Source organism: Comamonas sp. Y33R10-2, assembly GCF_019355935.1.
Classification (GTDB): domain Bacteria; phylum Pseudomonadota; class Gammaproteobacteria; order Burkholderiales; family Burkholderiaceae_C; genus Comamonas.
Genome location: NZ_CP079925.1, coordinates 2,117,107 through 2,131,857, shown reverse-complemented (window position 1 = coordinate 2,131,857; position 14,751 = coordinate 2,117,107). Strand labels below are relative to the sequence as shown.

The window sequence follows — 14,751 nt, the reverse complement described above, 5'->3', positions numbered from 1 at the left end:
ATTGCTCAGGCATTTGTGCCTGTCGGCGGGTTCAAAAACAAATCTTGTAGCTCTGTACCGAGATTTTGTTCACCGCTAAGAACGCCCCTTTTCTAAGGGGCGAGGTCTGTCGGAAAGCCTATTTTCGCTTTTCTACAATCGCTGAAGAAACCACCATGTCCAGCACATAGGCATAGCTCGATGCATCTGCAGGCATGTTCTGGCGCTTGAAACGGTTAATGCGCAGCACATTGCTTACACCGGCTTCGTGCTTGTAGCCATCAATTTCGCTGTAGAAATTTTCCCACTGGCCGGTATGGGTTTTGACGCCGTTTTCAGCGTACCGAATCTCGCGAACTTGCAGGCACTGGTAGTCTTTGATGACGCCGTGGCTGCAGGCTTTGCGCTGCGGGGCTACTTCCAGAAAAATGCGTTCAGGAGCGCTGCCGTACTGGGTTTGCGCAGTTGGCTTGCCGCTGAACTGAAAGCGTGTTCCGTCGATGAACTGAACGGTGAGTCGGGGTTGCTCTTGCGCGGTTTCACCAAATTGCACATTCCACTGTTTGGTCGTGGGTAGGATCCGGGCGACTTTTTGTTCCAGCATCATGAGCTGGTTGTCATTGCACGCGCGCAGTGTGCTCATTGCGCGTTGTACGTTCAGGCGCTGGCCTTCAACGCTGTAGGGTGCAGACATGACGTTGCACAAATTCTTGACCACAACGCGTTGCTCAATAAAGTCCAGCTCGATCGGTGTTTGATTGGCGCTCAGAAACCACGTTTGATCTGCAGTGCCTGCGGGCGTGAAGGCTTGTTGTAGCTTCCAGTGATAGGCCGTCAGAGATGCGGCATCGCCTGCAGGGCCATTGGGGCCAGTCTTGCTGGTGCCGCCACCGCTTGTTGTGCCGCAAGCGGCTAGCGTCATCGAGGCAACAAGGGGAAGGCACCAGTTCCAGCGAAATTTCATGAGAGTTCCTTGAAGGTGAAATAGGGGCGAGATGGCTGCTCGCTGTGTTTAAGGCATCTGAGTCATGCTGACCTTATCAGTTCCCCTGTGATGCGATGCCCTTCATTCGATGCTGCTCGCGTATTGTCAGCAAATAAACGGTGCGTGCGAAAGGGGAGCTCAAGGCGAGTCTGCAGTTGATGCGCGTGAAGGCCCTGTAAAGATAGCAATAATTCGTAGGGCTTGCACTGGCTTGCTCAGCAAGGAGTCGCCAAACTGCTACTCTTGAAAATGAGGTGCGTACAGTGCAACCTCTGTCTCGAGAAAATTTTGTGCGCTTTGGTGGAGTTGCTTTGTCTGTAAAGAATTTTTTGAATCTGGGTCTTGCTAGCCTGTTGGTGGGGCTGCTGAGTGGCTGCGCTATTACCAAAACCGCGCATGAACCGCTGGATGAGACTTTTGACTCTAGTTCTACTTTTTCTCGAGGCTTTGATGCAACCCCTGCGCAGACTTGCGAGGCGGCGCGCCGGGCTTTGCTCAGTCAGGGCTATATCGCGACAGCGAGGACGCAGGAGCTGGTCGAAGGGCGCAAAAACTTTCAGCCCAATGTGGATACGAATCTAGAAATCAACTTCCGTGTGGTCTGTGTGCCGCAGACCAGTGATGGGCAGGTGAGCTTAGGTTTTGCAACGGCGCTGCAAGATCGCTATACGCTGAAAAAAAGTGCGACCTCTGCGAGCGTGGGCGTCAGCGCTTTGGGCTCGCTGTCTTTGCCGTTTTCTTCGACCTCTGACTCGTTGGTCAAGATTGGTAGCGAGACCATTGCCAAACGTAGCTTCTATGACAGCTTTTTTGAGCTGTTAGAAAGCTATCTCAAGCAAGATAAAGAAACGCCTTGAAGAAACGCCTGTCTTAAAGTGAAATCACTCTGTAGCCATTGATGAGCTTGTGGGGTGTGTTCTCATTTAGATAGCAAAAAGCGGCTGTTGAGCCGCTTTTTTGTTGGGGTGACTTTGATTTAAAGAAACAAAGCCGGATCGACCATGGCGCGATTAAGCATCACGCCCCAATGCAAGTGGGGGCCTGTGACGCGACCTGTGGCGCCGACCTTGCAAAAGACGTCGCCTGTTTTCAGCATGTCTCCTACTTTGCAGCCCATTTGGCTGAGGTGGCAGTACATGCTGAGCAGGCCGCCGCCATGGTCTAGCCAGACGGTTCCGCCGTTGAAAAAATAGTCGCCTACATCAATGACTTTCCCGGGCAACGGCGCCCTGATGGGTGTACCTGTTGCTGCGGCAATGTCCATGCCGCTGTGCGGATTGCGCGGCTGGCCGTTGAAGATGCGGCGCAGTCCAAAGCTGCTGGAGCGTCGGCCGGGCACAGGCACCTGCATTTGCAGGTTGGTTGCGATAGGGAACGGTTGACTCAGGCTAGCCATCACGGTCTTAAGGTGAGCCGCCTCACGTTCATAGCGGGCGTTGTCTTCGGGGGATAGGTCTACGGTCTTAGGAGAGACCGTGAGGCGTTGCTCCACATACTTTTTGTTTTGCACCGTCAGTTGCTTGTTGCGCAGCTGACCATCCATTTCGACAGGCAGGGTGTACTCGCCCGGAGTCGTCGATAAGGGGATGCCGATCAGCGCCGTCCATTCAATCATGTCTCCAAGTACCAATGCAGGCGCATCGTTATAGCTCAATTGGGGGCGAGTCGCTGCAGGGCCGAGCGAGAGGCGGGCAATCCCACCGGGCACGCGGCTGTCCTGGGGTCTGATGGAACTGACGCCTTGTGCGGCATTGACTGCCCAGGCAGGGGCGCTGGCCATGCCTGCCGTCAAGCTCATCCATTGCAGAAGGCGGCGACGTTCAAGAGCGGTACTGATGTTCATTTTTGATCTTAAAAGGGCTCAGGCCCATATATACCAAAGACTATCTGATATAGAAACGATAGCGCTAGGTCAATGCGCAAGCGTGAGTCGTGTAAAGAGCAACTCTAAAGACTGAGCAGAGAAGTTGCTCTTGAATCCATGGTGATGGAAGCAAAAGCTACGCCCGCTTGAAGGGCGGGCGTAGCGGGGCGAAATGACTCAGCTGTTTAGCGCATGATGAGAAAGACGATGATCGCAACCACCGCCACAACGGCGAGCAAAGTAATCATGCTTATGCCTTGGTTGATGTCTTGAGTTTTGCCATTTACTCTATGGCCTCGGTCATCAGCATGGCGGTGCCTTCTGGGCTCAGCGGTTTGCCGTTGGCCTGAATTTCACCGTTGGCAAAAACAATGTCGGTGCGAATCTTGCCGTCCTTGTCTTCAAAGATGCCTTCTTTCGTCAGCAACTCTAGGCTGCCCTGAGTTTGGAATTTGGCAGCGGAGTCAATTTCTTCTGACTTGTAATCGTTTTCATCATCCAGATGAGCGATCAGGCTGGCGCGCTTGCGCGATTGCATCAGGCTTTCCATCAGGGGCTTTGGCATATCGGCCTTGACGCTCACCTTCAGGTCCTTGAGCAGATTGCCCATTTTTTTTCCGTCACCGACATACTGAACGGCTGCCGAAAACTCGCTCACCCCTTCAGGAGTGCGCATAGATAAGCGCTTGATTTCAACGGATGGCTTGCGTGCCAGCGCCTGTATCAGGTTTTTGAGCATGGCATCGCGCAAGTCGCCGTTGGACATTTCGTCCTCGTCGCTACCCGCTTGCTCGCCTTGCGCTGCCTCGGAGCGCTGCGATTTCATGCGCTTGCTCAAATCCATTACGTGGTTAATCCAGCCGGTATCTACATTGTTGATGGCTAAATCCAGCAAGATGTCGTCGGCTTGCTTGTCTTCGAGCTTGGCACTTTTAACACCTGTCTTGAGCGTCATTTCCACCACGTCACCCAAAAGTCGGGTGTCCGAATCCATGCTGATGCCTTCAACCTGGCTGGCTGAGGTTTTGCCATCTTCGGTCTTGCTGGCGGTAAATTTGGCAATGTTCAAAACAAACGGGCCGGTCCAGAACTTCTGGCCTTCGGGTTGCTTGTTGTCAAAGCGTATGTCGGCCTTGCCCATGGCAACGCTACCTTCAGCATCTTTGAACTCCAGCCCTTCAAAACTACCCGTGCCCTTGGCGCCCTTCAGATCGGCAGGCATGTCCCATGCGATCTTCATGCCGCCCCAGTTCATGTCGCTCTCGTTGACTCGGGTGACTACAGCGGGTGAAGTCATCACGTTAGAGCTGCTGCGGCCCCAGCCAACCTTGGTGGCAATCTCCAGTGGCGAGCGGCCATTGAGCGCGGTCTTGATCGCGGGCTCAGCATCATCGGGCAGGTTAAAGCGGGTATGAATTTCGGCTGCATGGCCTAAAGGCAAGGGGCCGTGGTTGATTTTGTGCTCGGCCGTGAACTGGGTGGGTTCGTCACTGTCATCCAGCGTCCAGACCGTCTTGGCGGTGGAGGAGAAAGCTCCGCGTTCATAGCTGGTGATCTGAATTTTGATGCCGTAATCGTTGCCCTTGGCAATGCCTTCGGTAAAGCTTTGCTGCAGCTTGCCGCCCATGTAATAGCTAGTGCCCAGAGCGCCTGCTGTGACCACGGCCACTGCTGCTGCAATAGCTATGCCTGCTTTCTTGTTCATTGTTTTCCTTGGATACTTTTTCGAAATAAAAAACTATCAATAAATTAATTCGATAGTCTGACTGCTCGATTCTAAGAAGAAAAGAGCGAACGCACGAGTTTCACAAAGTTTGGTTTGATTGTTTTTCAATGAGTGTATTCAACGTAAGGGCAATAAAAAAGGCTGTCAAAAATCTTTGACAGCCTTAATCAACGCTTAGATGGGATAAATTTTATTTACCCCAGCTGTCCTTGAGCCCTGTGATCTTGTTGAACACGGGCTTGTCGGTGCTGTGGTCCTTGCGGTCCGCCACAAAGTAACCAAAGCGCTCGAACTGGAACTTGTCGTCCGGCTTCGCAGCCTTCAGCGATGGCTCCACATAGGCCGTGACCACCTTCAGGCTGCCGGGGTTCAGCAGCGTGAGGAAGTCCTTGCCGCCTGCATCAGGCTGGGCGTCGGTGAACAGGCGGTCGTACAGGCGCACTTCAGCTTGCAGGCCGTCGCTCACGCCTACCCAGGTGATGGCGGCCTTGACCTTGACGGTGTCGGCACCGGGTGTACCGCTCTTGGTGTCGGGCACCACGGTGGCCAGCACCTTGGTGATGTGGCCGTCGGCATCTTTTTCGCAGCCGGTGCACTCGATCACATAGCCGCCCTTCAGGCGTACCTTGTTGCCGGGGAACAGGCGCTTGTAGCCTTTGGGTGGCTCTTCGACAAAGTCTTCGCGCTCAATCCATACCTCACGGCCAATGCTGAAGTGGCGTTCGGCCACAGGCTCGCCGTCCACAGGGTGGGGCAGGGCAGGCAGGTTGCAAGGCTCCAGATAATCGGCGCTGCCAAACACTTCAGCCCAGTTAGTGAGTTCGAGCTTGACCGGGTCCAGCACCACCATGGCGCGGTGAGCTTGGTTTTCCAGATCTTCGCGCAAGCAGCCGTCCAGCGTGCCGTAGTCGATCCAGGCGTAATCCTTGGTCACGCCAATGCGGTCGCAGAAGTTGCGGATGGAGGCGGGCGTGTAGCCGCGGCGGCGCAGGCCGACCACGGTGGGCATACGGGGATCGTCCCAGCCGGTGACAAGGTTGTTGTCCACCAGATGCTTGAGCTTGCGCTTGCTGGTGATGACGTAAGTCAGGTTCAGGCGAGAGAACTCGTACTGGCGAGGCTGTGGCGAGTCAATCAAGCCGCCTTCGCGCAGGTGGTCGAGCAACCAGTTGTAGAACGGGCGCTGATCCTCAAACTCCAGCGTGCAGATGGAGTGGGTGATGTGCTCCAGCGCATCCTCAATGGGGTGCGCAAAGGTGTACATGGGGTAGATGCACCATTGGTTGCCAGTGTTGTGGTGCTCTGCATGGCGCACGCGGTAAATGGCGGGGTCACGCAGGTTGATATTGGGCGCAGCCATGTCAATCTTGGCGCGCAGCACGGCGGAGCCATCAGCCAGCTTGCCATCTTTCATGTCGGCAAAGCGCTGCAGGTTTTCTGCCACGCTACGGTCGCGGAAGGGGCTGTTCACGCCGGCGCGGGTGAAATCGCCGCGGTTGGCCTTCATATCGTCGGCGGACTGCTCGTCCACGTAAGCCACGCCTTGCTCGATCAGGTGGACCGCGCAGCGGTGCATGAAGTCGAAATAGTTGCTGGCAAAGTACAGGTTGTCGCTGCCGTTGGCATCTTTCCAGTCAAAGCCCAGCCATTTGACAGAATCAATGATGCTGTCAACGTATTCCTGCTCTTCTTTTTCAGGGTTGGTATCGTCAAAGCGCAGGTGGCAGACACCATCAAAGTCGCGCGCCAGACCAAAGTTCAGGCAGATGGACTTGGCGTGACCAATGTGCAGGTAGCCATTGGGCTCTGGCGGAAAGCGCGTGCGGATCTTGGCCTGATCGACCTGACCGCTTTGGTGGTGCTGGGCATCACCGGGCGTACCGCCCCAATGGCGGGTGGCATAGGTGCCCTTGTCCAGATCGGATTCAATGATCTGGCGCAGGAAGTTGGTGGGCTTGACCGCCTCAGGGGCGGCATTGTTGGATTTGGAGGCGTCAGCAGAGCTCATTGCAGCATTTTAGGCTGCTGACATGACCTCGTGTTGGCCTGCGGACACTGATGCTGCGCAGTTGTGCATTTAGTCACAATATCTTGATGGAACCTGCCAACCAAATTGGAGTCGTAAGCGTTATATCTACAGGGCTGAAGTCTCAGCTTAGAACTGCAAGTTCTGCCCTCGATGACTCATAAACAGAGGAGAGATTTTGATGTTTAAAAACACTTCCAAGCGAGTTGCCAAGTGGCTGGCGGCAGGTTCTATGGCGATTGCAGGCTTGATGGCGGTGGGCGCCGCTCAAGCGCATGGCGGCGTTAGCTGGTCAGTGGGTGTTGGCGTGCCCGGCGTTGCTGTGGGCGTAGGTGCCCCGGTTTATATGCCGCCACGCCCCGTGTATTACGCACCGCCTCCTGCGGTGTACTACGCACCTCCTCCTGCGTATTACGCGCCACCTCGCCCTATGTACCGCCCTGCGCCTGTTTATTACCAAGGTGGCCCGCGCTGGAGTGGGCATGGGTATCGCGATCATCGTCCTCATGGCCATCGCCATCACGGTCACCGCGGTCACGGTCATGGCCATCGTCGTTAATGGTTGAGGTAACTTGATCTCTCGCGGCTGCTTAGGCAGCCGTTTTTATGTCTGCAGCGAAGGTGAGGCGCTCGCATAATCGCAGGCAGTCATAAAACAAGGAGAGAGCTTTCGTGAAAACCGTTTACGTCCTCAATGGCCCCAATCTCAATTTGCTAGGTATGCGCGAGCCCGCTATCTACGGCTCGTCCACGCTCGCTGATGTGCAAATGCTTTGCGAAGCTGCTTGCCAGCGTCACGCTTTGGCTCTGGAGTTTCGTCAAAGCAATCACGAAGGCGAGTTGGTGGATTGGGTGCATGAGGCCGGACGTTTGCAGGCCAAGGGCGAGCTGGCCGCGGTCATCATGAATGCCGGTGCTTACACCCACACCAGCGTGGCGATTTTGGATGCTATCAAGGGTACGGGCGTGCCGCTGGTGGAGCTGCATATCAGCAATGTGCATGCGCGTGAGAGCTTTCGCCATCACTCCTATCTGTCTGCCGCCGCTCGCGCCGTGATATGCGGCTTTGGCGTGGCCGGCTATGGCTTGGCCATTGATGCGGTGGCGCAGTGGTGAGTGAGAAAGTGATGCAAGAGGTTGCTGAATCAGTGGGTGAGAGCACTTACTCTTTAGACCAGAACTCGCAAGAGCTGGGGCTGGCTTTGTCTGCCTTGATGGCCCAGTTGCAAGATCGTGCTCGGCGGGTGTTTACGCCCATTAGCGCAGATGAAGGCAGCGGCCAGATGGTTTGGCATGGCTGGCAACCCCCAGATGGTGTGACCCGGCGTGAACGGCCTTTGGTAATGCTGCATGGCGGTAGCGGCAGCTGGACCCATTGGCTGCGCGTGATTGAGCCTTTGACTGCTGCGGGCTATAGCCTGTGGCTGCCTGATTTACCCGGTTTTGGCGGCTCTGATCGTGTGCCCGGCGGCACAGATGCGGACACTATGCTGCAGCCACTGGCCTATGGCATTGAGCAAATCCTGGGCGGCGCAAGCAGTGAGCCTGTCTGCGATTTGGTGGGCTTTTCTTTTGGCGGCATGACGGCCGGCATGTTGGCTGCCGCCCACCCTGAGCTTGCACAGCGCTTGCTGCTGGTGGGTGCGCCGGGTATGGGCATGACCGAGGGACGCACTGTGCGCCTTAAAGGCTGGCGTCATCTGCCAGGGCTTGAGGCGCAGATGCAGGCGCATCACCACAATATTGCGCAATTGATGCTGCATGACGCGGCGCTGATTGATGATGAAACCCTGACGCTGCATGCGCTTAACGTAGCGCGCGACCGTCTAGGGCGCAGGCGCTTGTCGCGCACCAATGTGCTGGCGCAGGCGCTGAGCCGTTTAAACATTCCTGTCGCTGCTATTTATGGGCGGTATGACCCGCTGTATGTCGGCCACCTGCCAGCGTTGCATGAATTGATGCAGCGCCAATGCGCGAAGCCGCTGCATTGGCAGGTCATGGAGGACGCTGGGCACTGGGCGCAGCATGAAAACCCTGCGCAGTTTTGCGCTGCCCTGCAGCGAGCCTTACCGTGACGACCTCTTCCACCTTTGTGCTGACCGAGGCCGATGTGCAGTGGACGGCGATTCGCTCCCAAGGCCCGGGCGGCCAAAACGTCAACAAGGTGGCCAGCGCCGTGCACCTGCGCTTTGACATTCGCGCCTCGCGCCTGCCTGAAGATGTGCAGCAGCGCCTGCTGGCGCTGGGTGATTCGCGCATCACCACCGAAGGCGTCTTGGTCATCAAGGCGCAAAAGTACCGCACGCAAGAGCACAACCTGTGGGATGGCTTGGAGCGCCTGAACGCACTGGTGGCAACGGTGGCCAAGCCGCCACGCCCGCGCAAGGCCACCAAGCCGACTTGGGGCTCGCAGCAAAGACGGCTGCAGGGTAAGAACTTGCGCTCTGGCGTCAAGGCACTGCGTGGGAAGGTTCAGGATTGAGGTATTTTATGGCTCTAGTCCTTGATTTGTAAGGACTGGTTGCTATCAAAATAGATTTTCTAATCCGCCGTAGCGATGACTTCTGTAGCGCATGGGCTTGCGGGTCTGCGCTATATTTTTTTGATAGCTGCAGCCGCAGAATACAAAAGCACTACAGGCGGATTTCACTTTGTTAATTGGCCTCTTCGGAGGATTTTTCATGAATACACTGCCTTTGACCTATCTGGAACGTCCCGCTCAAGCTGCTCAAGGACAGCCGGTGTGGCTGTTGGTGCTCATGCATGGCGTAGGCAGCAATGAGCAGGACTTGTTCGGTCTGGCCCCCTATGTGCCGCCTCAGTTTCACGTCATCAGCCTGCGTGCGCCTTTTGCCATGGGCATGGGCGCTTATGCGTGGTTTCAGTTCACGGTCGATGCTGATGGCACGCGCCACATCAACGTGCCGCAAGAGCAGCAGGCGCGCACGCTGGTGCAGCAAACGGTAGAGCAGGCTGCGGCACAGCTCAATATTCCGCCCGAGCGCGTAGTGGTGGGAGGCTTTAGCCAAGGCGGCATCATGAGCCTGAGCCAGCTGCTGACCCAGCCGCAAACGCTGCGCGCCGCACTCATCTGGCACAGCCGCTTGCTGCCTGAAATTGCAGCGCAACACGCACCGGCAGCTGCGTTTGCGGGCAAGTCAGCTTGGGTGAGTCACGGCACTTATGACAATGTGATTCCGCTGACCAGCGCTCACGCTATTCGCGACAAGCTGGGCGCATTGCCTTTGCAACTGAACTATCACGAGTACCCCGGTGCGCATGAAATTCGCCCCGAGGAACTCAAGGCCAGCATGCAGTGGCTGCAGGATTTATCGCAGCTTGTGCAGGACTACGACGCTGATCAATGACCGACTGTTTTTGAGAACAGATTGATCACCAGCACGCCGCCCACAATCATGGCCATGCCGGCTAGAGCGGGGGCGTCGAGCTTCTGGCCTTGCCAGAAATAAGCCACGGCGGAGACCAGCACAATGCCCACGCCTGACCAAATGGCATAGGCAATCCCCGTGGGCACCACGCGCAGAGTGAGCGCCAGCAGGTAAAACGAGATGCCGTAGCCGACCAGTGCCACAGCTGTGGGCAGCAGCTTGGTAAAGCCATCAGACTTGGCCAAAAACGAGGTGGCAATCACCTCGCAGACGATGGCCAGGCCCAGATACAGGTAGTTTTGCATGGCAGGCACGTTGCCTTAAATGGCGGGGTAGCTGCCTGTGCCTTCTGGCCAAGCTGTCAGCAAATCAAAGCCGGTGTCAGTCACCACCACCATGTGCTCCCATTGGGCAGACAGCGATTTGTCATTGGTGATAACGGTCCAGCCGTCTGCCAGCTCGCGCGTCGCGGCCTTGCCAGCGTTAAGCATGGGCTCAATCGTGAAGATCATGCCGGGTTCAAGCACCAAGCCTTGGCCGGGCGTGCCAAAGTGCAGCACCTGCGGTTCGTCGTGGTAGACCTTGCCGATGCCGTGACCGCAGTACTCGCGCACGATGGAAAAGCGTTCGCGCTGTGCCACGGTTTGAATGGCGTGGCCGACATCACCGAGCGTAGCGCCGGGCTTGACGGCGTGAATGCCTGCGACCAGCGCTTCATAAGTGGTGTTGACCAAACGCTTGGCCAAGTTGCTGGGCTGGCCTACGTAGTACATGCGGCTGGTGTCGCCAATCCAGCCTTCAGGCGTGGTTACGGCCACATCCACGTTGACAATGTCGCCTTCCTTGAGGATTTGCTTGGCGTCCGGGATGCCGTGGCAAATCACATGGTTGACGGAGGTGCACACGGTCTTGGGAAAGCCGTGGTAACCGATATTGGTGGGGGTGCACTTGAGCTCATCGACGATGTAGTCGTGGCAGATTTTGTCCAAATCATCGGTGCTGACACCGGGCTGCACATGGGGCGTGAGCATGGCCAGCACCTGCGCGGCTAGGCCACCGGCCTTGCGCGAGAGAAAAATATCCGATGCATCGTGAATGGGCACCATTTTTTGTTTGCCGCGCTTCATTGCATATCTCCTGCCAGCGGCTGCAGTTGCAGCGTGCGTTTAGCTTGCTGCATCAGTAGGGCGCAAATACCTTCGTAATTGAGCTGAGGGTGATGCTCGGCCAGCTGGCCTACGCGCAGCCAGTGTTCGGCTTGGGCATTGATGGAGCGGCCAAGAGCCGCGCTGGAGACACGAATCTGGTCGTGCAATTGGTCTGAAATTTTAACGATTCCCATGGGCACGCATCATACTGCGAGTATACGTTTCGTATATTGGCCAGCGCAAATTGCATGCTTGCCCGGGCGGATTTTCCAGCGGTGGCTTGATTACAGCAAGCCTTCGATCGGCAGCCAGCTCAGCACCCGTACCATGGCGCGCTTGAACCAGCTGGTGCCGGGGTCGTGGCTGAAGGTTTGCGGCTGACCTGCTTCACTGGTCCATTGCAACTTACCACTGGCATTCAGCTGCACCTTGTAGGCCATCATGGGCAGGTACTGATCGAGTGTCTGGCTGACCTCTTGCGCCAGCTTTGGGTGCAGTATGACCAGCCCCTGCTCGGTATTGAGCAATGCCGAGCGTGGGTCGAAGTTGAAGGAGCCGACAAACAGTCGCTGTCCATCAATGGCAAAGGTTTTTGCGTGCAGGCTGGCACCTGAGCTGCCCGTCGCTCCACCTTTGCTGCCGCTGAAGGCGGCGGGCGACGGCGGTTCTCCATAGATTTTGGGTGCATTGTGCGGCTGCAGATTGATCTGGCGGCGCATTTCGTACAGCTCGACCCCAAGCTTGAGCAGTGGCTCGCGGTATTGCTCATAGCCAGCGTGCACGGCGGCTACGTCGGTGGCTTCAAGGCTGTTAGTCAGAATGCGTACCTTGATCCCTTGTGCGCGCATCTTGGCAAAAGCGTTAATGCCCGCCTGCGTGGGCACAAAGTACGGCGAGATCAGGTCCAACGACTGGGCTGCTATACCAATAGCAGGTTGCAGCTGGGCCAGCATCAAGTCTTCTTTGCCTGCCTGACTCAAGACCTTGGTGGGGTCGTCGCTGACCAGTGTGGTGGCAGCCCATTGCAGAGGCAGATTGCCTGCGAGCAAGTCCTGACTAAAGCGGCTTTGCTGCACGGCCTGAATATAGGCTTGGGATTCAGACCGCAGGGTGTCGGTCTGCAGGCCGCTGTAGACCTGCTGCACAGCTTGCTCTGGCATAGGCGGCAGCAGGCTGGCGCTGGGGTAGGCGGACTGGCTGCTCCAGTAGCGATCAAAGTCGTGGCCAATATAGGGCACCACGGTGCCGACGGCGACCACATCGAGATCGGCAAACAGCACGCCATCCGTGGCGGCAAAGTATTCATCGCCAATATTGCGGCCCCCGACGATGGAGGCTTGGTTATCCGCCGTAAAGCCTTTGTTGTGCATGCGCCGCTGGGTGCGCGAGAAGTCTGTGACATAGCCCAGCGCTTTGGGCGTGCGCACGACAAAGGGGTTGAACAGGCGCACTTCAATGTTCGGGTGTTGGTCGAGGGCAGCCAGCGTGGCATCCATGCCGGCGGTGCCTCCGTCGTCTAGCAGCAGGCGCACGCGCACGCCGCGGTTGGCGGCCTTCAGGAGCTCATTGAGCAGCAGGTGACCCGTGGTGTCGTTGCGCCAGATGTAGTACTGCACATCCAGCGTGCGCTCGGCGGCGCGGGCCAGCAGCGCACGCGCGGCAAAGGCGTCATGGGCGTCGCTCAATGGGTGAATGCCGCTTAGATTGGGGTGCGCTTGCTGCAGTGGTGCCAGTGCCTGACCCAGCCGGGTCTGTTGAGACTCCTGGGCACTGATGGCATGAGTGTCGGTGCGCGGCGGCATGGGTGGCAGACCGCAGCCGGATAGGATGCTGGCCAGAAGAACGGCAGAGGCGGCAGTCCGCCACAGAGGGAACGCGCGACGTACAGCCCATGTGTATTGCATGGGCGCAAGTATGCCGCAGTGCTGGGCTTTGGCCTTGCCGCAGGCGCAGTGCTTTGGCGAGTCGATGGCGCTTTTATCCGTGGATCTTCACAGGTCCAGGTTTGCGGTCTTCCACCGCAAATCGGGCCAGCGAATAGACACTGCTGCTGGCTTGTAGCGGGTTGGTGACTGCGCGCAATTCTGTGCTCATGGTCTGGGGCGTGATTTCCACCAGGCTGTAGCCGCGCTCCTCGCAGCGGGCGTACAGCACTTGCGGGTTGCTGGCGATGATGGCATCGACCTTGGCTTGTGTGGTGCCGCTGTGCGAGCTGATGGAGGTTCCGCAAAACTCGCTGGCGATCACGGGGTTGGCTTTATCGGGTGCTTGATCGGCTTGTCTGCCAATGGCGCAGACATAGTTCTGGTGGATATCTCCGCCCAGCACAACGCTGTTTCGGGGCTGGCTCTGACGTATCTGGTTGACCAGACGCTGGCGCGCTTCGGGGTAGCCATCCCAGCTGTCGGTGGATGGTTTGCCGTTGGGATGCTTGCGGGCAGAAAACAGCGTGGTCTGCACCAGCAGGCTCCATCGGGTGGCCTCGGTATTGTTTTGGCTGTCGGCCTTCAGTTGCTGGTCCAGCCAGCGTTCCTGATCCCAGCCCAGAAAGCTGCGCGCCGGGTCGTGCAGGGCGGTGCAGGCTTGCGGGTCCACAGTGCCGGTGCTGGCTTTGCCTTCGGGTCGACAGGCTTGCAGGTCGCGGTACTGGCGGCCATCCAGCATGTGCATGCGCGCCAGCCGGCCCCAGTTCAGGGTCCGGTACAGAGCCAGTTGTTGGTTACGCTGCAACGCACTGGGGCGCAGCGGCATGTTTTCGTAAAACGCCTGCCATGCGGCCATGCGCCTGGCTAAAAAGAGAGCAGACTCCCCACGTCCATACTGGGCTACATAGTCATTTTCCACTTCATGGTCGTCCCAGATGACGGACCAGTTGCATACCGCATGGGCGGCTTGCAGGTGGGCATCGCTTTTGTGCAGCGCATAGCGGTTGCGGTAGTCCTGCAGCGTGCGGGCGGTGGGCAGTGGCTGGGGGCGGGCCAGGCCTTCGGTTTTTTCAGGCTGGGCGTATTCATAGATGTAGTCGCCCAGAAACAGCACCATGTCTGGCGCAGCCTGTGCGGCATCGGCCCAGGCGGTGTAGAAACCATGTTCCCAGCGCTGGCAGGAGGCCACGGCCAATCGCAGCTTTCGCACATCGGCATGGGGCAGCGGAGCGGTGCGGCAGCGGCCCGTGGTGCTGACTGCGCTGCCCAGCATGAAGCGGTAGAAGTACCAGCGGTCTGGCGCAAGCCCTTTGACCTCTAAGCGAACGCTGTGCCCCCATTCGGGCTGGGCCAGTGTGTCCCCGCTGGCAACGATCTGGCGAAAGTTGTCGTCATGGGCCACTTCCCAGCGTAGCTTGAACGCGGGCTGTGCGGTGTTTGCTTCATCGGGGCTGCTGGGCGGCACGGCGACACGGGTCCAGATCAGGATATTGTCGCTCTGGACATCTCCGCTGGCCACGCCCAGCCCGAAGGGGTTGAAGCCCGGCTCGTTGCTGGAACGCGCCCAGGCGGGCAGGCTGCCTGCAGCGGTAGCGAAGGAGGACGCAATCAGAAATCGGCGCCGCTGCAGCGTGGGCAGTTGGTTCAGCAAGGACATGGGGTGGCCGTGAAAATGTCAGCCAGAGTATGCCGTCTGCGGCTGACTTTTG

At 57.6% G+C, this 14,751-nt stretch carries 15 protein-coding genes; 6 read left to right on the top strand and 9 right to left on the bottom strand.

Annotated features, from left to right (window positions below; genetic code table 11):
* Positions 1-118 precede the first annotated feature (118 nt).
* A complete protein-coding gene (locus tag KUF54_RS09560) occupies positions 119-943 on the bottom strand; it encodes an META and DUF4377 domain-containing protein (RefSeq protein WP_219342545.1) in 825 nt (274 codons plus the stop codon).
* 311 nt (positions 944-1,254) lie between these two features.
* On the opposite strand from KUF54_RS09560, the gene KUF54_RS09555 reads away from it, so the two are divergent.
* Positions 1,255-1,821, top strand: a complete 567-nt coding sequence (locus KUF54_RS09555) for a DUF2242 domain-containing protein (protein ID WP_219346346.1) — start codon at positions 1,255-1,257, stop codon at positions 1,819-1,821.
* 119 nt (positions 1,822-1,940) lie between these two features.
* Here KUF54_RS09555 and KUF54_RS09550 read toward each other — a convergent pair whose 3' ends face one another.
* From KUF54_RS09550 to KUF54_RS09540, 3 genes are all read right to left on the bottom strand, one after another.
* A complete protein-coding gene (locus KUF54_RS09550) occupies positions 1,941-2,807 on the bottom strand; it encodes a peptidoglycan DD-metalloendopeptidase family protein (protein ID WP_255576003.1) in 867 nt (288 codons plus the stop codon).
* Between the two features lie 304 nt (positions 2,808-3,111).
* Positions 3,112-4,533 carry a YdgA family protein gene (locus KUF54_RS09545; protein ID WP_219342544.1) on the bottom strand — a complete coding sequence of 474 codons (1,422 nt, stop codon included), beginning with the start codon at positions 4,531-4,533 and terminating at the stop codon, positions 3,112-3,114.
* Positions 4,534-4,744: 211 nt separating this feature from the next.
* On the bottom strand, positions 4,745-6,562 hold the full coding sequence (locus KUF54_RS09540; protein WP_219342543.1) for a glutamine--tRNA ligase/YqeY domain fusion protein: 1,818 nt from the start codon (positions 6,560-6,562) through the stop codon (positions 4,745-4,747).
* Positions 6,563-6,761: 199 nt separating this feature from the next.
* Between KUF54_RS09540 and KUF54_RS09535 the strand changes: the two genes are divergently transcribed.
* From KUF54_RS09535 to KUF54_RS09515, 5 genes are all read left to right on the top strand, one after another.
* Positions 6,762-7,139: a hypothetical protein gene (locus tag KUF54_RS09535; protein WP_219342542.1), complete on the top strand. Its 378-nt coding sequence runs from the start codon at positions 6,762-6,764 to the stop codon at positions 7,137-7,139.
* Positions 7,140-7,252: 113 nt separating this feature from the next.
* Entirely contained in the window at positions 7,253-7,696 is a 444-nt protein-coding gene (gene aroQ, locus KUF54_RS09530; protein ID WP_219342541.1) for a type II 3-dehydroquinate dehydratase, read from the top strand.
* A gap of 11 nt (positions 7,697-7,707) precedes the next feature.
* The gene (locus KUF54_RS09525) at positions 7,708-8,655 is read left to right on the top strand and encodes an alpha/beta fold hydrolase (protein WP_219342540.1); all 948 of its coding nucleotides are present in this window, start codon (positions 7,708-7,710) and stop codon (positions 8,653-8,655) included.
* Positions 8,652-9,062, top strand: coding sequence for an alternative ribosome rescue aminoacyl-tRNA hydrolase ArfB (gene arfB / locus KUF54_RS09520; protein WP_219342539.1), 411 nt, complete (start codon positions 8,652-8,654; stop codon positions 9,060-9,062). Before KUF54_RS09525 ends, arfB begins: the two co-directional genes overlap by 4 nt.
* Positions 9,063-9,261: 199 nt before the next feature.
* A complete protein-coding gene (locus tag KUF54_RS09515; RefSeq protein ID WP_219342538.1) occupies positions 9,262-9,948 on the top strand; it encodes an alpha/beta hydrolase in 687 nt (228 codons plus the stop codon).
* Here KUF54_RS09515 and KUF54_RS09510 read toward each other — a convergent pair.
* The 5 genes from KUF54_RS09510 to KUF54_RS09490 all read right to left on the bottom strand — a co-directional run bounded on the left by KUF54_RS09510 (position 9,942) and on the right by KUF54_RS09490 (position 14,699).
* On the bottom strand, positions 9,942-10,274 hold the full coding sequence (locus KUF54_RS09510) for a multidrug efflux SMR transporter (protein WP_219342537.1): 333 nt from the start codon (positions 10,272-10,274) through the stop codon (positions 9,942-9,944). The two genes, KUF54_RS09515 and KUF54_RS09510, sit on opposite strands and share 7 nt — an antisense overlap.
* 15 nt (positions 10,275-10,289) lie before the next feature.
* On the bottom strand, positions 10,290-11,096 hold the full coding sequence (map, locus tag KUF54_RS09505) for a type I methionyl aminopeptidase (RefSeq protein WP_219342536.1): 807 nt from the start codon (positions 11,094-11,096) through the stop codon (positions 10,290-10,292).
* Positions 11,093-11,311: a ParD-like family protein gene (locus KUF54_RS09500; protein ID WP_219342535.1), complete on the bottom strand. Its 219-nt coding sequence runs from the start codon at positions 11,309-11,311 to the stop codon at positions 11,093-11,095. Before KUF54_RS09500 ends, map begins: the two co-directional genes overlap by 4 nt.
* A 90-nt stretch (positions 11,312-11,401) precedes the next feature.
* Entirely contained in the window at positions 11,402-13,021 is a 1,620-nt protein-coding gene (locus KUF54_RS09495; protein WP_219342534.1) for a phospholipase D family protein, read from the bottom strand.
* A 73-nt stretch (positions 13,022-13,094) separates the two neighbouring features.
* Positions 13,095-14,699, bottom strand: a complete 1,605-nt coding sequence (locus KUF54_RS09490; protein WP_219342533.1) for an alkaline phosphatase — start codon at positions 14,697-14,699, stop codon at positions 13,095-13,097.
* Positions 14,700-14,751 lie beyond the last annotated feature (52 nt).

Coding starts and splice junctions, on each gene's coding strand:
- KUF54_RS09500 (WP_219342535.1), bottom strand. CDS start 11,311: ATGGGAATCGTTAAAATTTCAGACCAATTGCACGACCAGATTCGTGTC.
- KUF54_RS09510 (WP_219342537.1), bottom strand. CDS start 10,274: ATGCAAAACTACCTGTATCTGGGCCTGGCCATCGTCTGCGAGGTGATT.
- KUF54_RS09535 (WP_219342542.1), top strand. CDS start 6,762: ATGTTTAAAAACACTTCCAAGCGAGTTGCCAAGTGGCTGGCGGCAGGT.
- KUF54_RS09550 (WP_255576003.1), bottom strand. CDS start 2,807: ATGAACATCAGTACCGCTCTTGAACGTCGCCGCCTTCTGCAATGGATG.
- KUF54_RS09490 (WP_219342533.1), bottom strand. CDS start 14,699: ATGTCCTTGCTGAACCAACTGCCCACGCTGCAGCGGCGCCGATTTCTG.
- KUF54_RS09515 (WP_219342538.1), top strand. CDS start 9,262: ATGAATACACTGCCTTTGACCTATCTGGAACGTCCCGCTCAAGCTGCT.
- KUF54_RS09545 (WP_219342544.1), bottom strand. CDS start 4,533: ATGAACAAGAAAGCAGGCATAGCTATTGCAGCAGCAGTGGCCGTGGTC.
- KUF54_RS09540 (WP_219342543.1), bottom strand. CDS start 6,562: ATGAGCTCTGCTGACGCCTCCAAATCCAACAATGCCGCCCCTGAGGCG.
- KUF54_RS09560 (WP_219342545.1), bottom strand. CDS start 943: ATGAAATTTCGCTGGAACTGGTGCCTTCCCCTTGTTGCCTCGATGACG.
- KUF54_RS09525 (WP_219342540.1), top strand. CDS start 7,708: ATGCAAGAGGTTGCTGAATCAGTGGGTGAGAGCACTTACTCTTTAGAC.
- map (WP_219342536.1), bottom strand. CDS start 11,096: ATGAAGCGCGGCAAACAAAAAATGGTGCCCATTCACGATGCATCGGAT.
- KUF54_RS09495 (WP_219342534.1), bottom strand. CDS start 13,021: ATGCAATACACATGGGCTGTACGTCGCGCGTTCCCTCTGTGGCGGACT.